The organism is Sutcliffiella sp. FSL R7-0096, assembly GCF_038595065.1.
Taxonomy (GTDB): domain Bacteria; phylum Bacillota; class Bacilli; order Bacillales; family Bacillaceae_I; genus Sutcliffiella_A.
The window spans coordinates 3,611,264-3,632,840 of sequence record NZ_CP152003.1 but is presented as its reverse complement, the minus strand read 5'-3'; the positions used below and the strand labels follow the sequence as shown (position 1 = coordinate 3,632,840).

The following is a 21,577-nucleotide window of genomic DNA, read 5'->3' as shown; positions in this document are numbered from 1 at the left end:
AATGGCAAATATAAACCCAAATACTCAACCACTTCTTCGAAGTATCGAAGAAAAACAGCAAAAAGCAAAGCAAAAGGTTGAAAGTACCATTAAAGAAATGATTAAACATAAAGAAAAGATAAATTTTAATTCTGTATCAGCAAAATCAGGGGTATCAAAACCATTTTTATATAAACACAGCGATATCAGGTCGAGAATTGAAACATTAAGAAAACAAGAAGAAAAATTAGATTCACCGAATCAAGTAAAACGAAACATGACAGACCATTCTAAAGATGTGATAATTGCATCACTTCGAAAGAAAATGATGCATCTCGAAGAAGAAAATAAGAAATTGAAGGAACAATTAAAGGTCGATTGGGCCGCAATTTATAAGGAAATCAATTAAAATAAACCATATCTTTATTAACATGTAAACATAGAATGAGGTTCGATCGAACCTCATTTTTTACCATGATACTATATATAATGGCCCGATTGTGGTATAAAGTAGAAAAGCAACTTGAATATCAATCTAAAGAATGAAATACGAGCTAATTGTAAATTGGAAAAAAATAGATGTAGAGGATTTTTAGATAATGGTCAGTGTAAATCTTAACCGCATCCTATTAACTAACGTATAAAATACAAAGTCAGAGCCTGATAAAAATATTTAATCAACTACAATAATTGATTCTGAACTGGTGGTATAAGTCAGTTTCAATAAACACTTTATTATAATTAATCTAAAAAATAAAAGCTGGGTTTCTAATTTAATGGAAAAATCAGCTATATACTTTTAATTTGATTTACACAGATAATCATTAGCCATTTATCGATCATTTCAGTAAAGATTTATTTATTCTTCTCCCCGTTTATGCTCATTCCTTTATAAAGGTGGGCAATATCCTCGACTAGGAAGATTCACTTTCATAAAACCTTCACACTTTTATCTCAGATTGGCATACAGTGAATGCTATAATTGCCTCAATACTAAAATATCAACCATAGGAGAGAGATGTAATTGAATAAAAAGCAAAGACTGATTATGCGTTCGGTTATCTTAGCCGTAATGGTGATTGCAGTAGGATATACGATGTACATAAATTTTGTTCAATCTGGTGAAATAGTAGAGGTTGGAGATAAAGCACCGAATTTTGTTCTAACAGACTTAGAGGGCAACCAAGTAATGCTTTCTGACTATGAAGGGCAAGGGGTGTTTTTAAACTTCTGGGGAACTTGGTGTAAGCCTTGTGAGCGTGAGATGCCTTACATGGAGAAACAGTATCAAGTATACAAAGAGCAAGGTGTAGAAATCCTTGCAGTAAATATACAGGAAACAGATCTGGCAGTTGAAAAATTTCGAGATCGCCATGGAATGACATTTCCTATTCCCATGGATAGAAATGATCAAGTAAGACAGGCTTATGGAGTTCTTCCATTACCTACCACAATATTACTTGACCAAAATGGCATTGTAGTAAAAAAGCATTCAGGAGAATTAACAGAGGCAAGAGTGAAAGAATTCATGGAAATGATTAAGCCAAACCCTTAAGAAGTTCAATAACTGTTTGAGACTAAATTTGTTTATCGCCATTATTAAGATATCCCACGGTTGAAATAGTTTCGGAATAAGAACGGGATATCGCTACTATTTTTATAAAAATTTGTATGTTAAGCGATTTATAAACAAAAGTCGATTTCCTTTTAAGTTTAGGAACGACTTTTTTATTTGTAAAATTAAAAAAGTTAGCTTAATTAATCTCAAGCCTAAACAAGTTCTAAAAATACGTTATCCTTACTTTCTTCTAAATACTGTTAGATTGTCTTAGAAAATATGATAGTAGATACTTGAACTTTATAAACAACTTCAGGAGGTCTTTTTAATGGAGCATCTAAACTTATTTCTAGCATTTGGTGCAGGTCTCTTATCATTTATTTCACCATGTGCGCTTCCTTTATATCCTGCTTTTCTTTCCTATATTACTGGAGTGTCTGTAAATGATTTAAAAAATGAAAAAGGTATTCTACGTGGGAAAGCTTTTGTTCATACCATTTTATTTTTAGTAGGATTTTCAATTATCTTTTTAGCTTTAGGGCTCTCCACGTCATTTATTGGTACTTTTTTTATAGGTAATCAAAATTTATTACGGCAACTTGGCGCTATGGTCATGGTGTTCTTTGGTTTAGTCCTTACAGGGCTTCTAAATTTCAACTTCCTACTTTCTGATAAAAAAGTTAAATTTCAAAAGAGACCTACAGGTTATTTAGGTACAGTTTTGATTGGCATTGGTTTTGCTGCTGGTTGGACGCCTTGTTCAGGTCCAATCCTTGCTGGTGTCATCGCCTTAGGTGTAACAGATCCAGGGAAAGGATTTATTTACATGTTTTTTTATGTATTAGGATTTTCCATTCCTTTTCTTTTAATGACCTTATTTATTAATAAAATGACTTTTATTAAAAAGCATAGTGCATTATTTATGAAAGTGGGAGGTTCAATAATGATTTTGATGGGAGTCTTATTGTACTTTAATTTAATGACCAAAATTATTGCTGTATTAGTTAGTTGGTTTGGAGGGTTCACTGGATTTTAACTGTTGATCAATAAGTTTACCAAGTAATATGTCATAAATTTATCAAGTATATGCAATGTTTTATGAGTTATTTCAACTATGATTAGAGAAGTAGGAGGATAATTCATATGTATGAGATATTTAATAAATTCAGTAATTTTTTTCTGCAGCCTTTCTTTAATATGGCGATGTCTTTTGAAGGATTCCAATACTAATTGCATTGATATTAGGTGTGGTAGGTTCTCTGGTACCTTGTCAAATCACAGGGAATTTAGGCGCGCTTATGTTGTATGGTAATAAATCTTTACAAAAAAAATAGCATGGGGGGATGTTTGGCTTTTTACTATGGGGAAAGTTTTAGCTTTTTCCATAGTGGGGATAATATTATGGGTTTTCGGTAAAGAAATCGAAGCTACCTTGACCAATTTCTTTTCTTGGATTCGAATTTTTATCGGTCCGGCAATCATACTCATTGGATTATTTCTTTTAGGCGTTATTAAATGGAAATGGTCCATCCCTGTACTATTAAAAAAGGGGAAAATTGGGAACTTTCCTTAAGGGGTAGTACCAGCGAAGCTGTCACTACCCCTTAAAGAGTGAATTATATATTTTCTCCTTTGCCCGTCGCCTTGTATCCCATACTAATCAATACTAATCTTCCAATCATTGTCATAGCAGGCAGAATGATTTTTCGCTTTCGCATTTCTTCTAAAGTCATCCTTATTAGGAAAAGGGCATTTGAATTTTCAATTGCATGGGGGAGTAATGCCTGTGAAATAATCCGATATGACTGTGCTGAAAAATTAGAAAAACCATAATGCTTTCGTATTTCCTCAATATGTTCATGTTTTGTTTGCTCTCGTTCAGAATATCACTTAAATTCACTTGCATCTACTTGTAACTGATTAGCAACATAGTTTATCACCTTATCAGGAACATTCTTGATATCTGAAAGAGACCAACCAGGGTAACGAAAAAGACAAATTTGAATAGCGAATCTCAATCGATTATGATCTCTTCTTCTACGTCTTATTACCTCAATATCATCTTGTGTAAGGGTATAGTAATACGCTAATTCCCAATCACTTAAAGTAGACGGGATTATCAAAAAATCCTTCTTTGATCAGGTGTAAGTAGTTCTCTCGCTCTTAGACACACAGGAAAAGCCCCCTAATCCAACCAGAAGGTTTAATTTTTTTCCAAAGCTCGCGATACAACACTGATTTACTAACACCCGTAATATCAGTAATTCCTTTGATGCTAAATTGTTTAGATGAATGTAGTTTTAAAGCACGTTCCACCAACTTGGAGTCTTTGGAAGGTCTCCCCCCATTTCGGCCTCTCATTCTTGCAGATTGTAATCCTGATTTTGTACGCTCACTGATAATATCTCGTTCAAGTTCAGCATTACTCGCCATTGTTCGGAAGAAAAAACGTCCCATAGCTGTTGACGTATCAATATTATCCTGTATGGAAAATGACCTTTTTTTCTTCAAAGGTTTCAACCAATTCAATTAGATGTTTTGTAGACCTTGAGATACGATCCAACTTATAAACGACCACAGAATCAACTTTACTTATAGCCTTTAGAAGTTGTTCTAATTCTGGACGTTCTTTTCTTGTTCCAGTTATTTTCTCTTTGTAAATAACAGCTGCGCCTGCTTTTTCTAAAGCATCAATTTGAAGATCTATAATTTAATTTTGAGTAGAAACACGAGCATATCCAAAGATTTTCCCCATTTTAATTCACTCCTTCAAAATAATTATTCCCTAATTCGGATTCGGAGTCAATTTTGGGAAAGATGTTAAAGGGAAGCTTTTAGGGAATGAAAAACATAAAAACTACTGAATTATGGAGGAGTAAAAATTAATCCCTAAAACGTTCGTTAATGGAAATTACTATTATAAAAAATAATTTTATGTTTTTCATTCAAATACTCACTTGAATATTAACCAAGGAAAGGTATATACTATATTCAAGTAAACACTTGAATATTAATGGGGTGATAATGTGAATAAGAAAGATACTTGTGAAATTTTTTGTTATGACGAGAAAAAGGTCAATCGAATACAAGCTGATCTAAAAACAATCGATATTGTTAGTGTTGCCCAAATGTTAAAAGCAATTGCGGATGAAAATAGGGCAAAGATTACCTTTGCTTTGTGTCAAGACGAAGAGTTATGTGTGTGTGATATAGCAAATATTATTGGTATTACGGTGGCAAATGCTTCTCATCATTTAAGGACCCTTCATAAGCAGGGGATTGTAAAATATAGAAAAGAAGGAAAACTAGCGTTTTATTCGTTAGACGATGAACATATTAGACAAATAATGATGATTGTACTAGAACATAAGAAAGAGGTGAATGTCAATGTCTGATCAAAAGGCAATAACATCTGAACAAGAAATGAAGGCCTATCGTGTACAAGGTTTTACTTGCGCAAACTGCGCGGGTAAATTCGAAAAAAATGTAAAACAGCTATCTGGAGTTGAGGATGCAAAAGTAAATTTTGGTGCATCTAAAATTGCTGTTTATGGTAATGCAACGATAGAAGAACTAGAAAAAGCAGGTGCATTTGAGAATCTTAAAGTGACTCCTGAAAAATTTGCTCGTCAAGATTCACAAGAGGTGAAAGAGGTTAAAAAAGAAGAAAAAGTGCCGTTCTATAAAAAACACAGCACTTTACTCTATTCAGCCTTATTTCTTGTCTTTGGTTACCTTTCCTCATCTGTTAATGGGGATGAGAACATTGTTACTACATTATTATTTGTAGCATCTATGTTAATCGGAGGATTATCACTCTTTAAAGTCGGTTTACAAAACTTGATTCATTTTGACTTTGACATGAAAACCCTTATGACAGTAGCTGTTATAGGTGGTGCCATTATAGGAGAATGGGCTGAAGTTTCCCTTGTTGTCATACTCTTTGCAATTAGTGAAGCACTTGAGCGATTCTCTATGGATAGAGCAAGACAATCGATTCGTTCATTAATGGATATCGCTCCTAAAGAGGCACTCGTTAGACGTAATGGACAAGAAATAATGATTCATGTTGATGATATTGCTGTTGGGGATATCATGATTGTAAAACCTGGTCAAAAGATTGCTATGGATGGTGTAGTTGTAAGTGGTTACTCTGCCGTTAACCAAGCAGCTATTACAGGTGAATCAGTCCCTGTTGAGAAAACGGTTGATAATGAAGTATTTGCAGGTACCTTAAATGAAGAAGGATTACTTGAAGTACAAATAACGAAACTAGTAGAAGATACAACGATTTCTAAAATTATTCATCTTGTAGAGGAAGCACAAGGAGAACGTGCTCCTTCGCAAGCATTTGTTGATAAATTCGCGAAATATTACACACCGATCATTATGATCATTGCAGCATTGGTTGCTATAGTCCCTCCTTTGTTCTTTGATGGCAGTTGGGAAACATGGGTTTATCAAGGATTAGCTGTTCTTGTTGTTGGTTGTCCTTGTGCATTGGTCATATCGACTCCGATTTCTATTGTTTCAGCGATTGGGAATGCTGCTAAAAAAGGGGTCCTTGTAAAAGGCGGAGTGTATTTAGAAGAAATGGGCGCCTTAAAGGCTATTGCATTCGATAAAACAGGAACATTAACAAAAGGAGTCCCAGCTGTAACTGATTATAATGTGTTGAACAAACAGACAAATGAAAAAGAATTACTATCCATTATTACTGCATTGGAGTATCGTTCTCAGCATCCTCTTGCTTCAGCCATCATGAAAAAAGCAGAAGAAAAGGACATTACTTATTCTGACATACAGGTAGGGGATTTCTCTTCTATCACAGGAAAGGGTATAAAGGGTATTGTAAACGGGACCACTTATTATATCGGTAGCCCGAAACTCTTTAAGGAATTATTGACTACTGATTTTGATAAAGACTTAGAGAAAAATGTTACTAAACTTCAAAATCAAGGGAAAACAGCGATGATTATTGGGACCGAAAAAGAATTACTTGCAGTTATTGCAGTTGCTGATGAAGTTCGTGAATCAAGTAAGGAAATCATTCAAAAGTTACATCAACTTGGCATCAAAAAAACAATTATGCTTACAGGTGATAACAAAGGTACTGCGAATGCTATCGGAGGACAGGTTGGAGTTTCTGATATAGAGGCAGAATTAATGCCACAAGACAAATTAGACTTTATTAAACAGTTGAGATCCGAGTTTGGCAACGTAGCTATGGTAGGAGATGGTGTTAATGATGCACCTGCTTTGGCGGCCTCAACAGTTGGTATTGCAATGGGTGGAGCTGGTACAGATACAGCTCTGGAAACAGCAGACGTCGCTCTTATGGGAGACGATTTAAGAAAACTACCATTTACTGTAAAACTTAGCCGGAAAGCTCTAAATATCATCAAAGCTAACATTACTTTTGCAATTGCTATTAAATTTATTGCCTTACTATTGGTTATCCCAGGTTGGTTAACGCTCTGGATTGCCATTCTTTCCGATATGGGCGCAACCCTTCTAGTAGCTCTAAATGGTTTGCGACTAATGAGAGTGAAAGAATAAAGGGAAAAGTGCTAAAAAGGGATTTTCCAGAAAGATAGAAATTCCTTTTCTAAAATGGTCTCATTAATAGTATAACTTCTAAATATAGTAAAAAATCAGTTAGTGGGTTGATGTAATTGACTTTAATTTTGAACGTTATTTCTGCAATAGGGGCATTTATAGTTACCAATATTGATGATATTTTTGTTTTGATGCTGCTATTTTCACAGGTAAAAGCACAGGTGAAAACGAGTGAAGGTTTAAAAGGTAACCAGACAGAGAATAAACCTATATCCCCTAAGGATATAATTATTGGACAATATCTAGGTTTTACCTTGTTAGTAGTAGTTAGTCTCTTAGGAACTTTTGGAGTTATGTTAATTCCAGAGAAATGGGTAGGATTACTTGGACTAATTCCAATCTATTTAGGGATTATGTTGTTTATAAAGGGAGAAGATGAGGATGAGGATGAAAATGCAATTCTTTCAAGTTTAAATTCTGGAAAGTATAATAGTGTCTTTTTAAGTGTAGCATTTATAACATTTGCTAATGGAGGAGATAACATTGGAATATATGTTCCTTTCTTCTCTACTTTAACCATGAACCAACTAGCAGTATCGGTTATTACTTTCTTTATTATGGTTGCAATTTGGTGTTTTATTGGATATCGTTTGGCAGCTTTTAAACATGTCTCTGAAACCTTAGAGAATTACGGTAGGTGGATTATACCCATTGTCTTTATTGGTTTAGGAATCTATATCATGGTGGAGAACGAAACTTTCGGTGCCCTTTTGAGTTTAATAAATTATTAAAAAATAATCTTCAAAAGTCGCTCTAGTTAACAGTTGGGACTTTTGTTTTTCTTCTTTCAAATAATAGAACCTACCTTAACCAACTAACTATTGGATATAAGTAATTGCTTGTCTACCCAGTTGCACCCATGCAGCTTCAAAGTCTGCTATTTTTGGCCTTTTTATTCTTTGTGTTTGCTAGTGGATCATTAAAGTAAATATAGTATTGGTCATATCCTGTCACTAATACAGAGTGCAGCTTATGAAGCCCTATTATATTAATTTGCAACACAGGGGCTAACTACCATTTCAATAGAAAAAACTGAGGAGTTACCACAAAGGAACCCTAAAATTGGCAAGTACCAGCATGTTTGGATTGATTATCATGAATAACCAAATGGAAAATGTCTGGATTTATACAGATAATAAAACGACTAGAATAGTTACTAATAAGCCGATGATTCCTTAGCGTAGGGAATCATCGGCTTATTTTATGTCGAAATTTGCTTAGCGTGTGGTTTTATGACAAACTGTTGGTGGTACCCCTATATGGAGTCGGTTATTGAGAAGAAGAACGTACTTTTACTTATGACGGTAAGAACGTGCATAGAAAGTATATCTAAATAAAATTTACCAAGGTACAAAAACTAGAGGAGCCACCTTGATTAAGACAGGTGGCTCCTTTGTTTTCTATGAGTGTCAGTACTTTTATGAGTCGGTATCGCGTTGAGGTTTTTTTTCATCCTCATCCATGAGGCCCTGTGTTGACTTTTTAAATTCCCTAAGCGTTGTTCCAACTGCTTTACCTAATTCGGGAAGTTTTTTCGGTCCGAAGATAATAAGAGCAGCTGCTCCAACTAATACCCAGCTTCCAGGTCCTAACATTACTATCCCTCCTTAAAATTTTACGAAAAATGCGGTAAAGTACATGATAAGCATCCCTGCAGAAAATGCAGAAAGGTTTAACCAAGAGACAGAAGGTTCTCTGAATTTTTTATGGTCTTCAACTAGCATCTTTGTGATAACAAAGATGACTTGCAGGATAGCACCTGCTCCAATTCCTAAGAATAACGCTCCCCAGATTGGTGAGAAGACAAAGCCTCCAAACCAAGTACCCAAGATTGCTGGTGCACCAGCAATCAATCCTAAGAGAACGAAGTCCCTAAATCGTGGTTTCGTCTTTAATAACGGTGCTGCGATTCCGATTCCTTCTGTGATGTTATGCAATGTGAACCCGATAATTAAAAAGGTTCCGAGTGCTGCTTCCCCTAGGGCAAAAGAAGATCCGATGGCAAGACCTTCACCGAAGTTATGGAGTCCTATCCCTGTTGCCATGAGTAAGGCTATGGCATAAGGAGAATATCCTTTAGACTCCAGTTTCTTTTGTTGATACTGATCAAAGCCGATCAGTAGGAGGAATGTAAGAGCGGCTCCGATGATGACCACCATGTTTCCTTGAAATACAGAAGGTGCTTCAGCTCCTATCTCAAACCCATCAGCTAACGTTCCTACAAATAAAAAGAGCAGTAATCCAACGGTTAATGCTAAAATTGCATTGATCCATTTACGCTTAAAGCGTTTCATGAACGGATACCATAACAATCCTAATGTGATAGGAACAATTCCCACATAAAATCCAATAAAACCGTAATTCAAAAAGTTTTCCCAAGTGGGCAATGGCGTTAAAGCTGCAACAGGAACCTCACCTTCTGTGATGATGCCATTTTCCGTAATCAGTTTTATCAGATGGGGATCTCCTTTTACCCATGGGTAGTTGATCACGATATTCCCATCATCAAATCGTTCAAGTGTTTGACTAGGAGAGACAGTGAAATCCCAAACCGAATCATCCACCATAACCTGTGAAATCTTTAATGTTTCAGGTCCCGTGTTGCTCACGTCAAGCTCGAACCCAGAGACTGTTACTTTTATTCTCTCAATGTTTAATACTTCAATTGGAGCAGCAGGATCTTGTTCAACGCCTGCTCCATTTTTTAACACCCAACCAAGTACGCCGACTAACAAAATTAATGGAATAAGTCCAGCAATCAACCATTTAATCTTCATCTTCATCCCTCCTTTTACTCGACCTCAAAGAATCCCATCCAACCCAGTTCAGCGAATTCACTGACATGAGCATGGAACATATATTTCCCTTTGTATGGGAAACGGACTTCAACGATTCCACGTTCACCTTGACATTGCATAATCGTATCAGTGAATTGGGAGGGGTTGTCGTCTCTTCCAGTTGGATAATACGTAAAATAGTTAGCATGAAGATGGAACGAGTTCAATAAATCAAATTCCGTTAGATTGCTCAAATAAATTCGGACGAGTTCATCTTTTTTTATCTTTATCGGATGATTCATAAATGCAAACGCATAGCCGTTCACAGTGTAGAATTCGTTCGCTCCGTCTAAGTCCAAGTCATAAGCGTTCATGACCATGTTAAGCTCTTTCGCTGGTTTTCTAGGTGTCTTAGGATCAATGATAAAATTCCCATAAAGTCCTTTGTGAATATGACGAGCCAAAGGGAGTACATGGCAATGATAGACTTGTAGTCCGTAAGGTTTCGCTTCAAATTCATACGTGAAAGATTGACCTGGATAGATTGGTTCTATTCCATCCATTTCAGGTGGGTGGATGCCATGAAAGTGAATGGAGTGTGGATGGCTGCCTTGGTTAATAAAGTTGAATCGCAGCATATCACCTTCTGTACACCGGAAGGTTGGTCCTGGAATGGTTCCATTGTACGTCCATCCAGGAAACTTGATGCCCTTAGCGATTTCGATTTCTTTATCAATTGCAACGACTTCGTATGTTCTGAGAGTTTGACCATTAGGCAGGGTACTCACTTTTCCATAATCAAATTCAGTGAGCAATCGCTCAGCCATCTTATAACCGCTCGTTTTGGAATTATCCGTCATGTTCGCATGATTGGCATGACCATTGTTCTTCTTGTGATTATTGTGAGAAGAAGCGTTGGCTGTTCCTGTATATGGAGCAACCTTGTTTAAAAAATAACTCCCTGCAAGTCCTACGGCTCCAACTGATCCAATTTTCAAAATATCACGACGAGATATTTTTTGCTGTTCTTCCTTTTCGTTATCCATACTTTACCTCCTCTTAAAAAATTGCCTATATGCAACTTTTATGATAAATAACTACATTGAATGCCTATTGGGACTATCCTTTTAATAGAAAATTTAAAGATAATTTCTAATTTTTTACTATTTAGGTTTCACCTCGCGCTAATAAATTGGTATAAGCTCATAAAGTTTCCTTAGGACAACTTTAACTTCATAATATGTGCATATGTTCATATTGTCAACCATATAAAATAATAAAGAAATAAATATTTTTGAAACCGAATAGGACAATTTGAAGGTGAATACACTACTAATTTAGTAAAGGATGGCACTCATGGAGCAATGGACAATTGGAATGTTCTTATTGGTTTGTTTAGTAGTCGGGGGAGGTAGTGCGATAGGAATTTTCTATCTGTTCCAACGATCTGTTTACGGTATCTTTCTTCTATGTGGTGCATTATTAATTGGAGTAGTCTGTATAGAGATAATTCCACTAGCTATGAATGAGAGAGATATAGAAAGCTTAGCAGTTGGCAGTATGATTGGTCTGTCTTTATTTATAACACTCCATTTTTTCCTGCACTCTTTCGAGAAAGCAAATCATTCTGTATTGCTTATTTTTCTGGCAATGATTTTACATACCATTCCTTTCAGCCTTACTCTTGGGGCTATCATTCATAAAACTGAAATTTTCACATCGCTTACGATAATGTCCGGAATTCACCATATTCCAGAAGGGTTTGCAATTACCCTAGCACTTTTATCAAAAGGAGAAGCATCTTGGAAATCCCTCCTGTACTATGTACCTTTTGCTCTTCTTTTTATTAGCTTTATGTCATTAGGAAATTATTTTTCCATAACAGACCGAGTTCAAAGTGTGTTAATTGCTATGACTGGCAGTCTTATCTTTTTTACTTCCTTACACGAATTTATTCTTTCTTACTGGAACATGTTGTCCAGAAAACAGGCATACTTCTTTTTATTGACGGGAATTATTTTAAGTATTACTTTTCATATTATTGTGGAAAAATAATGAAAAATGTATTGATGTTAACTAATAAGTTTGTAATAATGTATATATGAACATATACACATATAAAGAAAGGATGATTCTTGATGGGAGCTCATCATAGCCACAGTCATGACCATGGACATCATCATCATGGCAGTAAGAATAAAAAAGCACTGAAACTTTCATTCATCATTATTGCCACCTATATGATCGTAGAAGTAATCGGGGGAATACTGACCAACAGTTTGGCCTTATTGTCCGATGCAGGACACATGTTAAGTGATGCTGTTGCCTTAGGATTAAGTTATTTGGCGTTAACATTTGGAGAAAAGCAGGCAACACTTTCGAAAACATTTGGATATAAACGGTTCGAAATCCTCGCTGCTTTCATAAATGGTGTCACATTAATAGGCATTTCCGTTTATATATTCTGGGAGGCCTACAAAAGAATTCAAAGCCCTCCTGAAGTGATCAGTGGCGGGATGCTAATTATCTCTGTGTTAGGATTACTTGTGAATATTATTGCTGCATATATTCTAATGAGCGGAGATAAGGACGAAAACTTGAATGTCAGGAGTGCCTTCCTACATGTATTGGGGGATCTCCTTGGATCGGTGGGGGCTATAACGGCGGCTTTACTCATCATGTTTTTTGGATGGAATTTGGCTGACCCGATTGCAAGCGTAATAGTAGCAGTCCTAATAATAATTAGTGGTTATCGCGTAACAAAAGATTCCTTTCACATTCTGATGGAGGGGGCACCAAGCAATATAAATGTGAAGGAGATTAAAGAGTCGTTGCTCCAGATTACGGGAGTAAGGGATGTGCACGACCTGCACGTTTGGTCCATCACATCCGAATTCCCTGCATTAAGTTGTCACATCGTTATCGATGCAGACGTGAATCAGCAGGATATTTTAAAAACAGCACAAACACTTTTACACCATAATTACCATCTTGAGCACACTACCATTCAAATTGATTTGATTGGAGAGAATTGTGAAGGGGATCTTTGCAACTGATTTATAAAAAATAAACGCTCGTATTGGGAGCGTTTATTTTTTATGGAGTTACACACTCCAAATTAACTATGTTTGGTATGTTGTATGGTCTGCTGCAATATGTCAATGACATGTTGATCATCATGCGAGTAATAAATAGTTGTTCCTTCTCTACGGAATTTCACCAATCGCAGACTCTTCAGTAAGCGGAGTTGGTGTGATACTGTGGACTGCAAGAGGCCTAAGTTCTCTGCGATATCGTTAACCGAAAACTCTCCATCAAAGAGCAGGTGAAGAATTCTCAGTCTTGTAGGGTCCGATAGTGCCTTGAATGTCTGAGAAACCATGTTCAATGTTTCTGAATCTAACTCAATGTTGCTCTTACTCATAACATAAACTCCTTAAAGTTAATACCTTTATTATATATGATTGTGCTGGGAAATACATAGAATCGGAATTATTGTTATGTAATAAAAGATGAGAAAAAATTGAAGGATTAGTTATTTTCTAATATTTTTTGATGAATAAAACCGGCATCACTTCCAACACCAAGTAACAAAGCGGAACCGCGTTGGGACTGCCAAGGCATTCCTAGGAAGAAAAGCCCCTTGATACTTGTAACTCCCCTTTCATGTAACGGCCTCTCTTTTTCTTGGATAATGTTAGGCATATCTATCCAGGAATAATCCGGGGTATATCCTGTAGCCCATATAATATTATCTGGATTAAGGGTAGTTTGATCAGCAAAGAGAATGGTTTGATCAGTTGCCCCCACGCTTCTTTTCTTAATAGTGATTTTCCCTTCTGCAACTGCATCATTTAACTCTGTACCAAAAATGACATTCCCTCTTTTTCGAAAGGCTTTTCCAACTAGCGTATTTTTATTTGCTCGAAGAATTTTGGTTCGATCTAGCCACCAAAAGATGCTTTTATTCGCAATGGTTAAGGGTAAGTGAGTTAGACTTTTACTTACAGAAAGGTAGGTGTCATAGCCTTGGTTTGCAATTTCTATTGCAATTTGTGCACCTGAATTTCCTCCACCTACTACCAACACAGAACCTGATGCCAATTGGGATGGGTTACGATATTCAGAGGAATGCATCTGGTTTATGGTAGTGGATAGTGTTTTAGCAATTGAAGGAATACTGGGAGTATGGAAAGGCCCAGTGCATACTATAACATTTCTTGCCCTAAGTGTAGAAGCATTGGTCTCTACAACAAAAAGATCCATTTCTTTCGTTAGTTTTTTCACTTGAGTGTTTAGCTGGATTGGAAGCTGGTAGTGGGTAGCATAACTCTCTAGATACATGGCGATTTCCTCTTTTGTAGGAAATTGGCTGGGACATCCTTCTACTCCCATGCCGGGTAAAGAGCTGTACGACTTTGGGGTAAATAGCACGAGGGAATCGTATCTTTTTCTCCAGGATTCCCCGATTCGAGAATGTTCATCTAGGAGTAAAAAGGATAGCGAAGTCTTCTTTAAATAGTAACCTAAGGATAAGCCTGCTTGGCCAGCTCCAATTACTAAAGCATCATAAATCATAATAAAGACCACCTTTATATATGCATATATACTCATATTTTAATGTTTATAAAGACTGAGAGCAATGAAATTTTGAATATATTTCGCTATTCAAGACATTTCTATGAACAAAGTTTAGGTAATCTTTCTTTCTTCTTCGGAGCATGATACGATTCCGTTGTTGTTACTTATTTTACAGTAAAGGATGAAACAGATTGCGAAACAAATCTACTTTTTTAGGAATGCTTAGCGTCCTTTTATTAATTCTTTCTTCATGTGGTTTTAGTAGTGAAAAGATTCCGGACCAGACAAATTGGAAACTAGAGGAGTTCTCCGCTGTCAATCAGGACGAAAAAGAGTACAGTTTAGAAGACATAAAAGGGAATGTTACTATTGCATCTTTTATCTTTACAAGCTGCACGACAGTTTGTTCCCCGATGACAGCAAATATGTCTAAACTGCAAAAGAAAACAGAAGAAGAAGGCTTGGATGTCCAATATCTCTCGTTTTCAGTAGATCCTGAGGTAGATACTCCAGAAGTGCTGAAAGAGTTTGGCAGCCGTTTTGATATCAATTATTCGAATTGGAATTTTGTTACGGGCTACACACAACAAGAAATAGAAGCATTTGGCCAGAAGAATTTTAAAACAATAGTAGCCAAGCCTAAAGGGGGAGGAGAAGTTGTACATGGTACGAGCTTCTATCTCATTAACCAGGAGGGAGTTATTATCAAGAGTTTTGACGGTTTAGATGTGCCTTTTGAGGAAGTCATCGAGCATGTAAAGATTGTGAATGAGAACTAGTTACATTAAGAAAGACACTTGCCAAAATGCTGCAAGTGTCTCTCTTAGTCTTCCTTTATTTTTGTTTCCTTTGTTTCATACTCAATAGAGTGAGTAAAAGAATAATTAATGAAAAGGCCGTTAATGCAAGGAATGGTATCGTAACGAATCCAAACCAATTAATATATTGTGCGTTACAGGGAACACCATTGACACACGGTTTAATCTCCGCAAATCCAGGAACCTTTTGAATTAAATAGTGATACAGCGAAATGCACCAACCTATTATTGCCATCGGAAGAGCAAATTTCTTGCCGGAGCTATCATTCTGGAAGGTTGAAATTCCAAGGATAAGGGCCATTGGATACATCAGAATACGCTGGTACCAGCATAATTCACATGGTATAAAGCCTCGTATTTCACTGAAATACAGGCTTCCTAGCGTAGCGACGGTGGCAACAAGCCAAGCCAAATATAGATAGATCTGGCCAGATGCCTCTTCGACCTTTTTCATTATTCATCACCTTCAAGCTCAGACTCAATTAATGACTTGATTTTCTCATAGTCAAATGGGTCAGCCAACACTTTATCATTCACCATGATGGTTGGAGTCTGACTGATTTTAAACTCCTCGGTGAGATCATTATCATGAGTTACAGCATCTATAATTTCCTGGCTTTTCAGATCAGTTTTAAATTGTTCCATATCAATGCCAGGTAGTTCACTAGCCACTTCCATCACCTTATCTGTTGTAATCCATAATCCGTCGTGATTAGCTGATGGCTGTGCATTGAAAAGCTTTTTATGAAACTCCCAATATTCATCCGGGTTCTGTTTTCTAATTGCTTCAGCAGCTGCTGCTCCTAAAGCGGACTCTTCGCCATGAAAAAGAACATTAATATAAACGAATTTAACTTTTCCGGAATCTACATAATCCTTGATAAGTTGAGGGTAAATATTTTCCCCCCATGCTTTGCAAGCAGGGCATTTAAAGTCCCCGAACTCTACAATCGTTACTGGTGCATCCTCTTGGCCAAGAACAGGTTGCCCTTCAATGGAAGGGGTGTTTTCCACGTATTTTTCTTCATTGTCATTATCTTGGTTTGTAATGATTACAAGAGCCGCAATAATTCCAATGATAAGTAGCGTTACGATAACCATTAACTTGAATGGTGATTTATTGTTTTTGGACATGTTAATTTCTCCTTTTCCTACTGAATACTAACTAAAATGGTAAGATAACTGGATATAATTAAAAACACTCCCAGTATAAACGTCAGTAATGGACCAGCCTTTTTCATGAATGAGTATATCATTAAGATGAAAAAAGTCGTCGCACAAATTAACAACAAGACACTTGTTAAGGACATTTCTAAACCTAGTACCATGTTCTCCGTGTACTTACCTTGATAAAAATAAGTAAACAATGTTGAAACTGTATCCTTTGTAATATCTGTTTCGTGGGGTGGAGATTGTTGTCCTAATGCGGCAGTTGCAGCAAAAATAAAGCCGATAATAATTCCCTCCACTTTTGTCCATGGTCTTGGATCAAAAGATGAATCTTTTCTTAAGATATTTTTTATTAAAATTCCATTAATAAAAGCGTAAGCTAACAATGGTAAGACCAAAATGTGCTTTAAAAGTAGGGTTTGTCCATATGTCAGCATCCAGGAGTTCGTATAGAACTCGTAATCTATTACATAGTTCATTAGATAAAGCCCAGAGAGAATTGTCACACTTAAACAAAGGATTGATAATGGAGTGTACCATTTTAAGAATGAAAGCCAGTTTGCATAATTAGTGGACTTCCAACCTACAACAAACAATATACCTACCCAAACCGTTACAGTTGTAAAATGGGTGGAGTGGGTGAGAAAACCAGTTATGGGATCATAGGAACTGGCATGACTTGCATAACCCAGAGCAAGTATCAATACAAGGGTAAGAGCAATTCCAATAAAAGCAAAGAGTGCACGCTTTCGAATATCGAACCACACAATAAAGATAAAGAGAAAGGTAGCTATAAAATAAGTGATGACCCAGGCTTTCCCTACTTCAAAAGTAAATAGAACATTCTGTAAGGTGTTCCAAATTCCAATATCTTTATAGAGATAGAGAACCAGAATTGCCACTGGGGTAAAAGATAGAATCGCAATCCCACCTGTAGCAAGTAGCATGACGTTTCTTGGAACGTAAATAGATGGACGGTATCGTTCAGGCACCGCATAAAGAATGAAACTTCCCATTAGGATCGAGAAGCACAAATAAAGAATGGTTTCACTTATTACTCCTAAGAAAAACATTGATTATTTTTTCCTCCTCAATAACCACCAGAGGCTAACAAGTATCGATATGGAGAATATACCAACGATAGATGGGAGGATATAGGAAGGCAAAGTATTATGCTCAATCCCTTCAATATTGCGATCCACTTCTTCAGTATGATTATCTTCCTGTTGCTCAGTTATTGTTTCGTCATTACTTACAGAAAAAGTAACCTCTCCTTCAATCGGATGTCCGTCAGCTCCAATTATTTTCCACAGTACTTGATAGTCGCCAGCTTCCAATGGCTGAGTCAATATCCCCTTCATTTGCTGCCCGCTAATTTCCACTTCTACAGGAACTTCTGTTTCTTTTGGATCGAGGACTGTCAATGTGCTATTCGCTTCTACTTTTGTTTCAAAATTAAGGATGACCTCTTCCAACTCATCACTTACTGTGTCTCCTTGAACAGGATCGGAACTTTCCAGACCTGTATGAGCTGAAACTTGATTAAAGGAAAAAATCGATAAGATGATCGTCAGGATAATTGCTTTGTTCATAAGGATGCCTCCAATATTATTCTTTATCGGATTCATTCTAACAAAGTAAGAACATTTATTCAAAAGGGTATTTGAATAAAGTTTTGACAATATTAAAAACATGGCATAACATAATCTTAGAACTAATAATCAAATGAACGTTTGAATAGGAGTGGGGAAACACATGTCAGAAAAATTGATTCAAACTGCTGAAAAGGACACTTGTGAAACTTTTTGCTTTGATGAACCAAAGGTTAATACCCTAAAAAATAGAATAGAAGAAGTAAACGGAGTGGAGTTGATTTTTAAAGCACTCTCCGATTCCACCAGAATAAAGATTGCTTATGCTTTAACTTTGGAGAAAGAATTGTGTGTTTGTGATGTGGCGAATATCATTGGATCTTCCACTGCCACTGCGTCCCATCATCTGAGATTGTTAAGGAGTATGAACCTGGCGAAGTATCGTAAAGAAGGAAAATTAGTGTTTTATTCATTGGCTGATGATCATATTCACCAATTAGTATCTATTGCATTAATACATTCCAAAGAAGAAGTGGTCAAGGAATAGAGAGTATTCCATACTTAGATATGGATGACAACAGGAATACCGGACGAAGGGTGAGAATTATGTCAACAGATCAACCAAAATCAAATAGTTGTTGTTCCAAGAATGATAGTATGCAAGATTCCTCCTCTTCCATTCCTCTTTTTCAGGGGAATTTGGAAAAGGACTCATGCTGCAATAATACAACACATCACAATGAAAATGTCCATCCTGCCTCATGCTGTAAGGAGGAAAAAAGGGATGATAAAAAGGTTTCAGCTTGTTGTAGCGGAAAATCAGATAATTCCCTAGTCGAACATCTTTCAGCTACACCAAATGTAGTCGAGAAACTGCAGTATGAAGTCAAAGGGATGGACTGTCCCTCTTGTGCAGCCACAATCGAGAAAAGTATTTCCAAAATAGAAGGCGTGAACAAGGTAAATGTCAACTACAGTGCAGGTAAGATGCAGGTGGAAACCGGGGTATCTTCTCTAAACGGGAAAATTGAAAAACAAGTAAAAAACCTGGGTTTTCATGTTGTATCGTATCAAGCTTCCAAACAAGTTCATACCTTTCAAGTAGAAGGGATGGATTGCGGTGCTTGTGCAGCAACCATCGAAAAACACCTTAGCTTGAATCCAGCGATTAAAGATGTTCGAGTGAATTTTTCAACTGGGAAAATGCATGTTGTACACGAGACAAATAATCAAGAGATTATGAAAGAGGTAAAAAGGGCTGGATTCGTTGCTTCCCCTATTTCCAAAGATGGTTCCACTCCAAATAAAAAGAGAAAAGAAGTGCCTTTAACAGCCATTTCAGGTGGATTCTTAGCAGTTGGTTTTTTTGGTGCCTATGCAGGATTCTATCCCATTCTTGTCACTCTTTTATATGCAGCGGCAATTGTTGTAGGTGGATTCAAACCGATCAGAAGTGCTTACTATGCAATCAAAAGTCGTTCCCTTGATATGAATGTTCTCATGTCAGCTGCGGCAATCGGAGCTGCTCTAATTGGAGAGTGGTTCGAAGGGGCTACAGTAGTGTGGCTATTCGCATTAGGGAATACACTTCAAAATAAGTCCATTGAGCGTACTAGAGAATCCATTCGTAGTTTAATGGATTTGGCACCATCAGAAGCAGTAGTGAAAAAAGGAAATCAATTGTTAAAAGTTCCTGTTGAAGACGTTTCAGTAGGAGACATAATTATCGTTAAACCTGGCGAAAAAATCCCATTGGATGGAGACGTTGTATCAGGTATTTCCACTGTTAATCAGGCTCCGATTACTGGCGAGTCCATTCCGGTTGATAAAGAAGTTGGAGACTCCGTTTTTGCTGGAACGGTAAACGAAAATGGATCGTTGGAAGTCCGAATAACTAAGCTTGTGGAAGATACAGCAATCGCTAAAATCATTCATCTTGTGGAAGAGGCACAGGAAAAGAAAGCCCCTACCCAAGCTTTTGTAGACCGGTTTGCAAGCATCTATACCCCGATAGTTTTTGTAATAGCATTACTAATCATAATAGGACCACCTTCACTTGGAATCGGAACATGGTCTGAATGGGCCTATAAAGGATTAGCATTGCTTGTTGTTGCATGTCCTTGTGCTCTCGTGATTTCTACACCTGTTGCGATTGTTTCGGCAATTGGAAATGCTGCTAAAAATGGTGTTTTAATTAAAGGAGGTACCTTCCTTGAAAAAGCTGGAGCCATTAATGCTATAGCCTTTGATAAAACAGGTACGTTAACAGAAGGGAAACCAAAAGTTTCTCAGGTCATCCCTTTAAACAGTACAGAGGAAAATCTGCTTGCAATAGCACGTACAATTGAAGAGCATTCTAACCACCCTATTGCGAAAGCCATCACCACTTATGCTGCCGAGAAAGAAATTCAAGTATTAAATGGGGAAACTTTCAAAACAATCGTAGGAAAAGGTGCTCAAGCTACCATTAATGGTCAAGAGTATTTTGTGGGGAATCCAAAATTGTACGAAGAATTTAATTTATCCCTTTCCGAACTAGAAAAACAAATCAAGCAATTACAGCATGAAGGAAACACGCTGATTCTTATTGGTACACGTACCGAAGTGCTCGGTATTATCGCGGTTTCAGATGCAATCAGAACCATCACTGTTCAAGCTATCGATAAGCTAAAACAAGTTGGAATTGATGAAATGGTGATGCTAACAGGGGATAATGAAGGAACCGCAAAGAAAATCGCATCCCAAACAGGGGTGAATCGCTATTTTGCAGAATTGATGCCTGAAGATAAAGTGGAAGCTGTGAAGAAACTTCAGCTTGAAGGGAAACGAGTAGCCATGGTGGGAGATGGAATCAATGATGCTCCCGCCCTAGCAACTGCTGATTTGGGAATTGCGATGGGTGGAGCAGGTACGGATACTGCCATGGAAACAGCGGATATTGTGTTAATGGCCGATAACCTTGAGAAACTTCCTCATACCATACGACTGAGTAGAAAAGCGTTAACCATCATCAAACAAAATGTGTGGTTTTCTCTTCTTACAAAGCTTGCGGCATTATTACTGATCTTCACAGGTGATCTTACTTTATGGATGGCCGTTCTAAGTGATACAGGAGCAGCATTGATTGTAATATTAAATAGTATGAGGTTGTTAAGACAAAAATAAGGAAGGTAATTCACCCTTATTTTCAATATATTCATACCATTATTGTAACAGTGAAAGAGGAACTGGCTGTGGAGTCAAATTACAAGTTCTAAGTTATTAATTTTCTCTACTCGCTTATAAGTCATAGACCTATTGCATTATGAAACAGATTTTTCACTCTGACGACGGATGCTTTTTTACTAAAAGCCCAATTAGCAATCGGGAACTTTCGTGGAACAAATTAACGCTCGTTTTTAAATTGGCCGAGGAAAATATCTTATTAAAGGAATTTTTAGATTATGAAATAATTAGAATTAATGCATTAAGGTAATCCAATTT

Annotated in this window: 21 protein-coding genes and 2 pseudogenes; 12 read left to right on the top strand and 11 right to left on the bottom strand. The window is 36.8% G+C overall.

What is annotated here, in order from left to right; translation table 11 throughout:
- The first annotated feature begins 1 nt into the window (after position 1).
- The 4 genes from MKY77_RS18625 to MKY77_RS18610 all read left to right on the top strand — a co-directional run bounded on the left by MKY77_RS18625 (position 2) and on the right by MKY77_RS18610 (position 3,110).
- The gene (locus MKY77_RS18625) at positions 2–388 is read left to right on the top strand and encodes a DUF6262 family protein (RefSeq protein ID WP_339146265.1); all 387 of its coding nucleotides are present in this window, start codon (positions 2–4) and stop codon (positions 386–388) included.
- A gap of 615 nt (positions 389–1,003) precedes the next feature.
- Positions 1,004–1,534, top strand: a complete 531-nt coding sequence (locus tag MKY77_RS18620; protein ID WP_168865160.1) for a thiol-disulfide oxidoreductase ResA — start codon at positions 1,004–1,006, stop codon at positions 1,532–1,534.
- Between the two features lie 331 nt (positions 1,535–1,865).
- Complete coding sequence (locus tag MKY77_RS18615; protein ID WP_168865159.1) at positions 1,866–2,573, top strand: cytochrome c biogenesis protein CcdA; 708 nt, start codon at positions 1,866–1,868, stop codon at positions 2,571–2,573.
- A 279-nt stretch (positions 2,574–2,852) separates the two neighbouring features.
- Positions 2,853–3,110, top strand: coding sequence for a sulfite exporter TauE/SafE family protein (locus MKY77_RS18610; RefSeq protein WP_342515730.1), 258 nt, complete (start codon positions 2,853–2,855; stop codon positions 3,108–3,110).
- Positions 3,111–3,140: 30 nt separating this feature from the next.
- Here the strand turns inward: MKY77_RS18610 and MKY77_RS18605 are convergent.
- Both MKY77_RS18605 and MKY77_RS18600 read right to left on the bottom strand, forming a co-directional pair.
- Positions 3,141–3,710 (bottom strand): annotated as a pseudogene (locus MKY77_RS18605) (DUF4158 domain-containing protein); the annotation flags it as partial.
- A pseudogene (locus MKY77_RS18600) lies at positions 3,701–4,247 on the bottom strand (recombinase family protein). The pseudogenes MKY77_RS18605 and MKY77_RS18600, both read right to left, overlap by 10 nt.
- Before the next feature lie 316 nt (positions 4,248–4,563).
- On the opposite strand from MKY77_RS18600, the gene cadC reads away from it, so the two are divergent.
- The 3 genes from cadC (at position 4,564) to MKY77_RS18585 (ending at position 7,887) form a co-directional block, all read left to right on the top strand.
- Positions 4,564–4,932, top strand: a complete 369-nt coding sequence (cadC, locus tag MKY77_RS18595; RefSeq protein ID WP_168865157.1) for a Cd(II)-sensing metalloregulatory transcriptional repressor CadC — start codon at positions 4,564–4,566, stop codon at positions 4,930–4,932.
- Positions 4,925–7,096 (top strand): heavy metal translocating P-type ATPase, encoded by a 2,172-nt coding sequence (locus tag MKY77_RS18590; protein WP_168865156.1) that lies wholly within the window; start codon positions 4,925–4,927, stop codon positions 7,094–7,096. The genes cadC and MKY77_RS18590 overlap by 8 nt, the downstream gene beginning before the upstream one ends.
- A gap of 116 nt (positions 7,097–7,212) precedes the next feature.
- Positions 7,213–7,887 (top strand): CadD family cadmium resistance transporter, encoded by a 675-nt coding sequence (locus MKY77_RS18585; protein ID WP_168865155.1) that lies wholly within the window; start codon positions 7,213–7,215, stop codon positions 7,885–7,887.
- A 687-nt stretch (positions 7,888–8,574) separates the two neighbouring features.
- On the opposite strand, the gene MKY77_RS18580 is transcribed toward MKY77_RS18585, so the two are convergent.
- From MKY77_RS18580 to MKY77_RS18570, 3 genes are read right to left on the bottom strand one after another with little or no spacing between them, the layout of a single operon-like run.
- Positions 8,575–8,751: a twin-arginine translocase TatA/TatE family subunit gene (locus MKY77_RS18580; RefSeq protein WP_168865154.1), complete on the bottom strand. Its 177-nt coding sequence runs from the start codon at positions 8,749–8,751 to the stop codon at positions 8,575–8,577.
- Positions 8,752–8,763: 12 nt separating this feature from the next.
- On the bottom strand, positions 8,764–9,933 hold the full coding sequence (locus MKY77_RS18575; protein WP_168865153.1) for a ZIP family metal transporter: 1,170 nt from the start codon (positions 9,931–9,933) through the stop codon (positions 8,764–8,766).
- Positions 9,934–9,947: 14 nt separating this feature from the next.
- Positions 9,948–10,979 carry a multicopper oxidase domain-containing protein gene (locus MKY77_RS18570; RefSeq protein ID WP_168865152.1) on the bottom strand — a complete coding sequence of 344 codons (1,032 nt, stop codon included), beginning with the start codon at positions 10,977–10,979 and terminating at the stop codon, positions 9,948–9,950.
- Between the two features lie 310 nt (positions 10,980–11,289).
- On the opposite strand from MKY77_RS18570, the gene MKY77_RS18565 reads away from it, so the two are divergent.
- Together MKY77_RS18565 and MKY77_RS18560 are read left to right on the top strand one after the other, a co-directional pair.
- Positions 11,290–11,988, top strand: a complete 699-nt coding sequence (locus tag MKY77_RS18565; protein ID WP_168865151.1) for a hypothetical protein — start codon at positions 11,290–11,292, stop codon at positions 11,986–11,988.
- 83 nt (positions 11,989–12,071) lie between these two features.
- Entirely contained in the window at positions 12,072–12,989 is a 918-nt protein-coding gene (locus MKY77_RS18560) for a cation diffusion facilitator family transporter (protein ID WP_168865150.1), read from the top strand.
- 62 nt (positions 12,990–13,051) lie between these two features.
- Here the strand turns inward: MKY77_RS18560 and MKY77_RS18555 are convergent, their stop codons facing one another.
- Both MKY77_RS18555 and MKY77_RS18550 read right to left on the bottom strand, forming a co-directional pair.
- Positions 13,052–13,357, bottom strand: a complete 306-nt coding sequence (locus MKY77_RS18555) for a metalloregulator ArsR/SmtB family transcription factor (RefSeq protein WP_168865149.1) — start codon at positions 13,355–13,357, stop codon at positions 13,052–13,054.
- A gap of 107 nt (positions 13,358–13,464) precedes the next feature.
- Entirely contained in the window at positions 13,465–14,511 is a 1,047-nt protein-coding gene (locus MKY77_RS18550; RefSeq protein WP_168865148.1) for an NAD(P)/FAD-dependent oxidoreductase, read from the bottom strand.
- A 221-nt stretch (positions 14,512–14,732) separates the two neighbouring features.
- On the opposite strand from MKY77_RS18550, the gene MKY77_RS18545 reads away from it, so the two are divergent.
- A complete protein-coding gene (locus tag MKY77_RS18545; protein WP_168865253.1) occupies positions 14,733–15,293 on the top strand; it encodes an SCO family protein in 561 nt (186 codons plus the stop codon).
- Between the two features lie 55 nt (positions 15,294–15,348).
- Here MKY77_RS18545 and MKY77_RS18540 read toward each other — a convergent pair whose 3' ends face one another.
- From MKY77_RS18540 to MKY77_RS18525, 4 genes are read right to left on the bottom strand one after another with little or no spacing between them, the layout of a single operon-like run.
- Complete coding sequence (locus MKY77_RS18540; RefSeq protein WP_168865147.1) at positions 15,349–15,786, bottom strand: disulfide oxidoreductase; 438 nt, start codon at positions 15,784–15,786, stop codon at positions 15,349–15,351.
- Positions 15,786–16,466 (bottom strand): thioredoxin domain-containing protein, encoded by a 681-nt coding sequence (locus MKY77_RS18535; protein ID WP_168865146.1) that lies wholly within the window; start codon positions 16,464–16,466, stop codon positions 15,786–15,788. The genes MKY77_RS18540 and MKY77_RS18535 overlap by 1 nt, the downstream gene beginning before the upstream one ends.
- Before the next feature lie 17 nt (positions 16,467–16,483).
- Entirely contained in the window at positions 16,484–17,575 is a 1,092-nt protein-coding gene (locus MKY77_RS18530; protein ID WP_168865145.1) for a CopD family protein, read from the bottom strand.
- A gap of 3 nt (positions 17,576–17,578) precedes the next feature.
- Positions 17,579–18,094, bottom strand: coding sequence for a copper resistance CopC family protein (locus tag MKY77_RS18525; RefSeq protein WP_168865144.1), 516 nt, complete (start codon positions 18,092–18,094; stop codon positions 17,579–17,581).
- Positions 18,095–18,257: 163 nt separating this feature from the next.
- On the opposite strand from MKY77_RS18525, the gene MKY77_RS18520 reads away from it, so the two are divergent.
- Positions 18,258–18,641, top strand: a complete 384-nt coding sequence (locus MKY77_RS18520) for a metalloregulator ArsR/SmtB family transcription factor (RefSeq protein ID WP_168865143.1) — start codon at positions 18,258–18,260, stop codon at positions 18,639–18,641.
- Between the two features lie 59 nt (positions 18,642–18,700).
- Positions 18,701–21,259 (top strand): heavy metal translocating P-type ATPase, encoded by a 2,559-nt coding sequence (locus MKY77_RS18515; RefSeq protein WP_168865142.1) that lies wholly within the window; start codon positions 18,701–18,703, stop codon positions 21,257–21,259.
- The last annotated feature ends 318 nt before the right edge of the window (positions 21,260–21,577 follow it).

Coding starts and splice junctions, on each gene's coding strand:
- MKY77_RS18625 (WP_339146265.1), top strand. CDS start 2: ATGGCAAATATAAACCCAAATACTCAACCACTTCTTCGAAGTATCGAA.
- MKY77_RS18615 (WP_168865159.1), top strand. CDS start 1,866: ATGGAGCATCTAAACTTATTTCTAGCATTTGGTGCAGGTCTCTTATCA.
- MKY77_RS18590 (WP_168865156.1), top strand. CDS start 4,925: ATGTCTGATCAAAAGGCAATAACATCTGAACAAGAAATGAAGGCCTAT.
- MKY77_RS18580 (WP_168865154.1), bottom strand. CDS start 8,751: ATGTTAGGACCTGGAAGCTGGGTATTAGTTGGAGCAGCTGCTCTTATT.
- MKY77_RS18575 (WP_168865153.1), bottom strand. CDS start 9,933: ATGAAGATTAAATGGTTGATTGCTGGACTTATTCCATTAATTTTGTTA.
- MKY77_RS18570 (WP_168865152.1), bottom strand. CDS start 10,979: ATGGATAACGAAAAGGAAGAACAGCAAAAAATATCTCGTCGTGATATT.
- MKY77_RS18565 (WP_168865151.1), top strand. CDS start 11,290: ATGGAGCAATGGACAATTGGAATGTTCTTATTGGTTTGTTTAGTAGTC.
- MKY77_RS18560 (WP_168865150.1), top strand. CDS start 12,072: ATGGGAGCTCATCATAGCCACAGTCATGACCATGGACATCATCATCAT.
- MKY77_RS18555 (WP_168865149.1), bottom strand. CDS start 13,357: ATGAGTAAGAGCAACATTGAGTTAGATTCAGAAACATTGAACATGGTT.
- MKY77_RS18550 (WP_168865148.1), bottom strand. CDS start 14,511: ATGATTTATGATGCTTTAGTAATTGGAGCTGGCCAAGCAGGCTTATCC.
- MKY77_RS18545 (WP_168865253.1), top strand. CDS start 14,733: ATGCTTAGCGTCCTTTTATTAATTCTTTCTTCATGTGGTTTTAGTAGT.
- MKY77_RS18540 (WP_168865147.1), bottom strand. CDS start 15,786: ATGAAAAAGGTCGAAGAGGCATCTGGCCAGATCTATCTATATTTGGCT.
- MKY77_RS18535 (WP_168865146.1), bottom strand. CDS start 16,466: ATGTCCAAAAACAATAAATCACCATTCAAGTTAATGGTTATCGTAACG.
- MKY77_RS18530 (WP_168865145.1), bottom strand. CDS start 17,575: ATGTTTTTCTTAGGAGTAATAAGTGAAACCATTCTTTATTTGTGCTTC.
- MKY77_RS18525 (WP_168865144.1), bottom strand. CDS start 18,094: ATGAACAAAGCAATTATCCTGACGATCATCTTATCGATTTTTTCCTTT.
- MKY77_RS18520 (WP_168865143.1), top strand. CDS start 18,258: ATGTCAGAAAAATTGATTCAAACTGCTGAAAAGGACACTTGTGAAACT.
- MKY77_RS18515 (WP_168865142.1), top strand. CDS start 18,701: ATGTCAACAGATCAACCAAAATCAAATAGTTGTTGTTCCAAGAATGAT.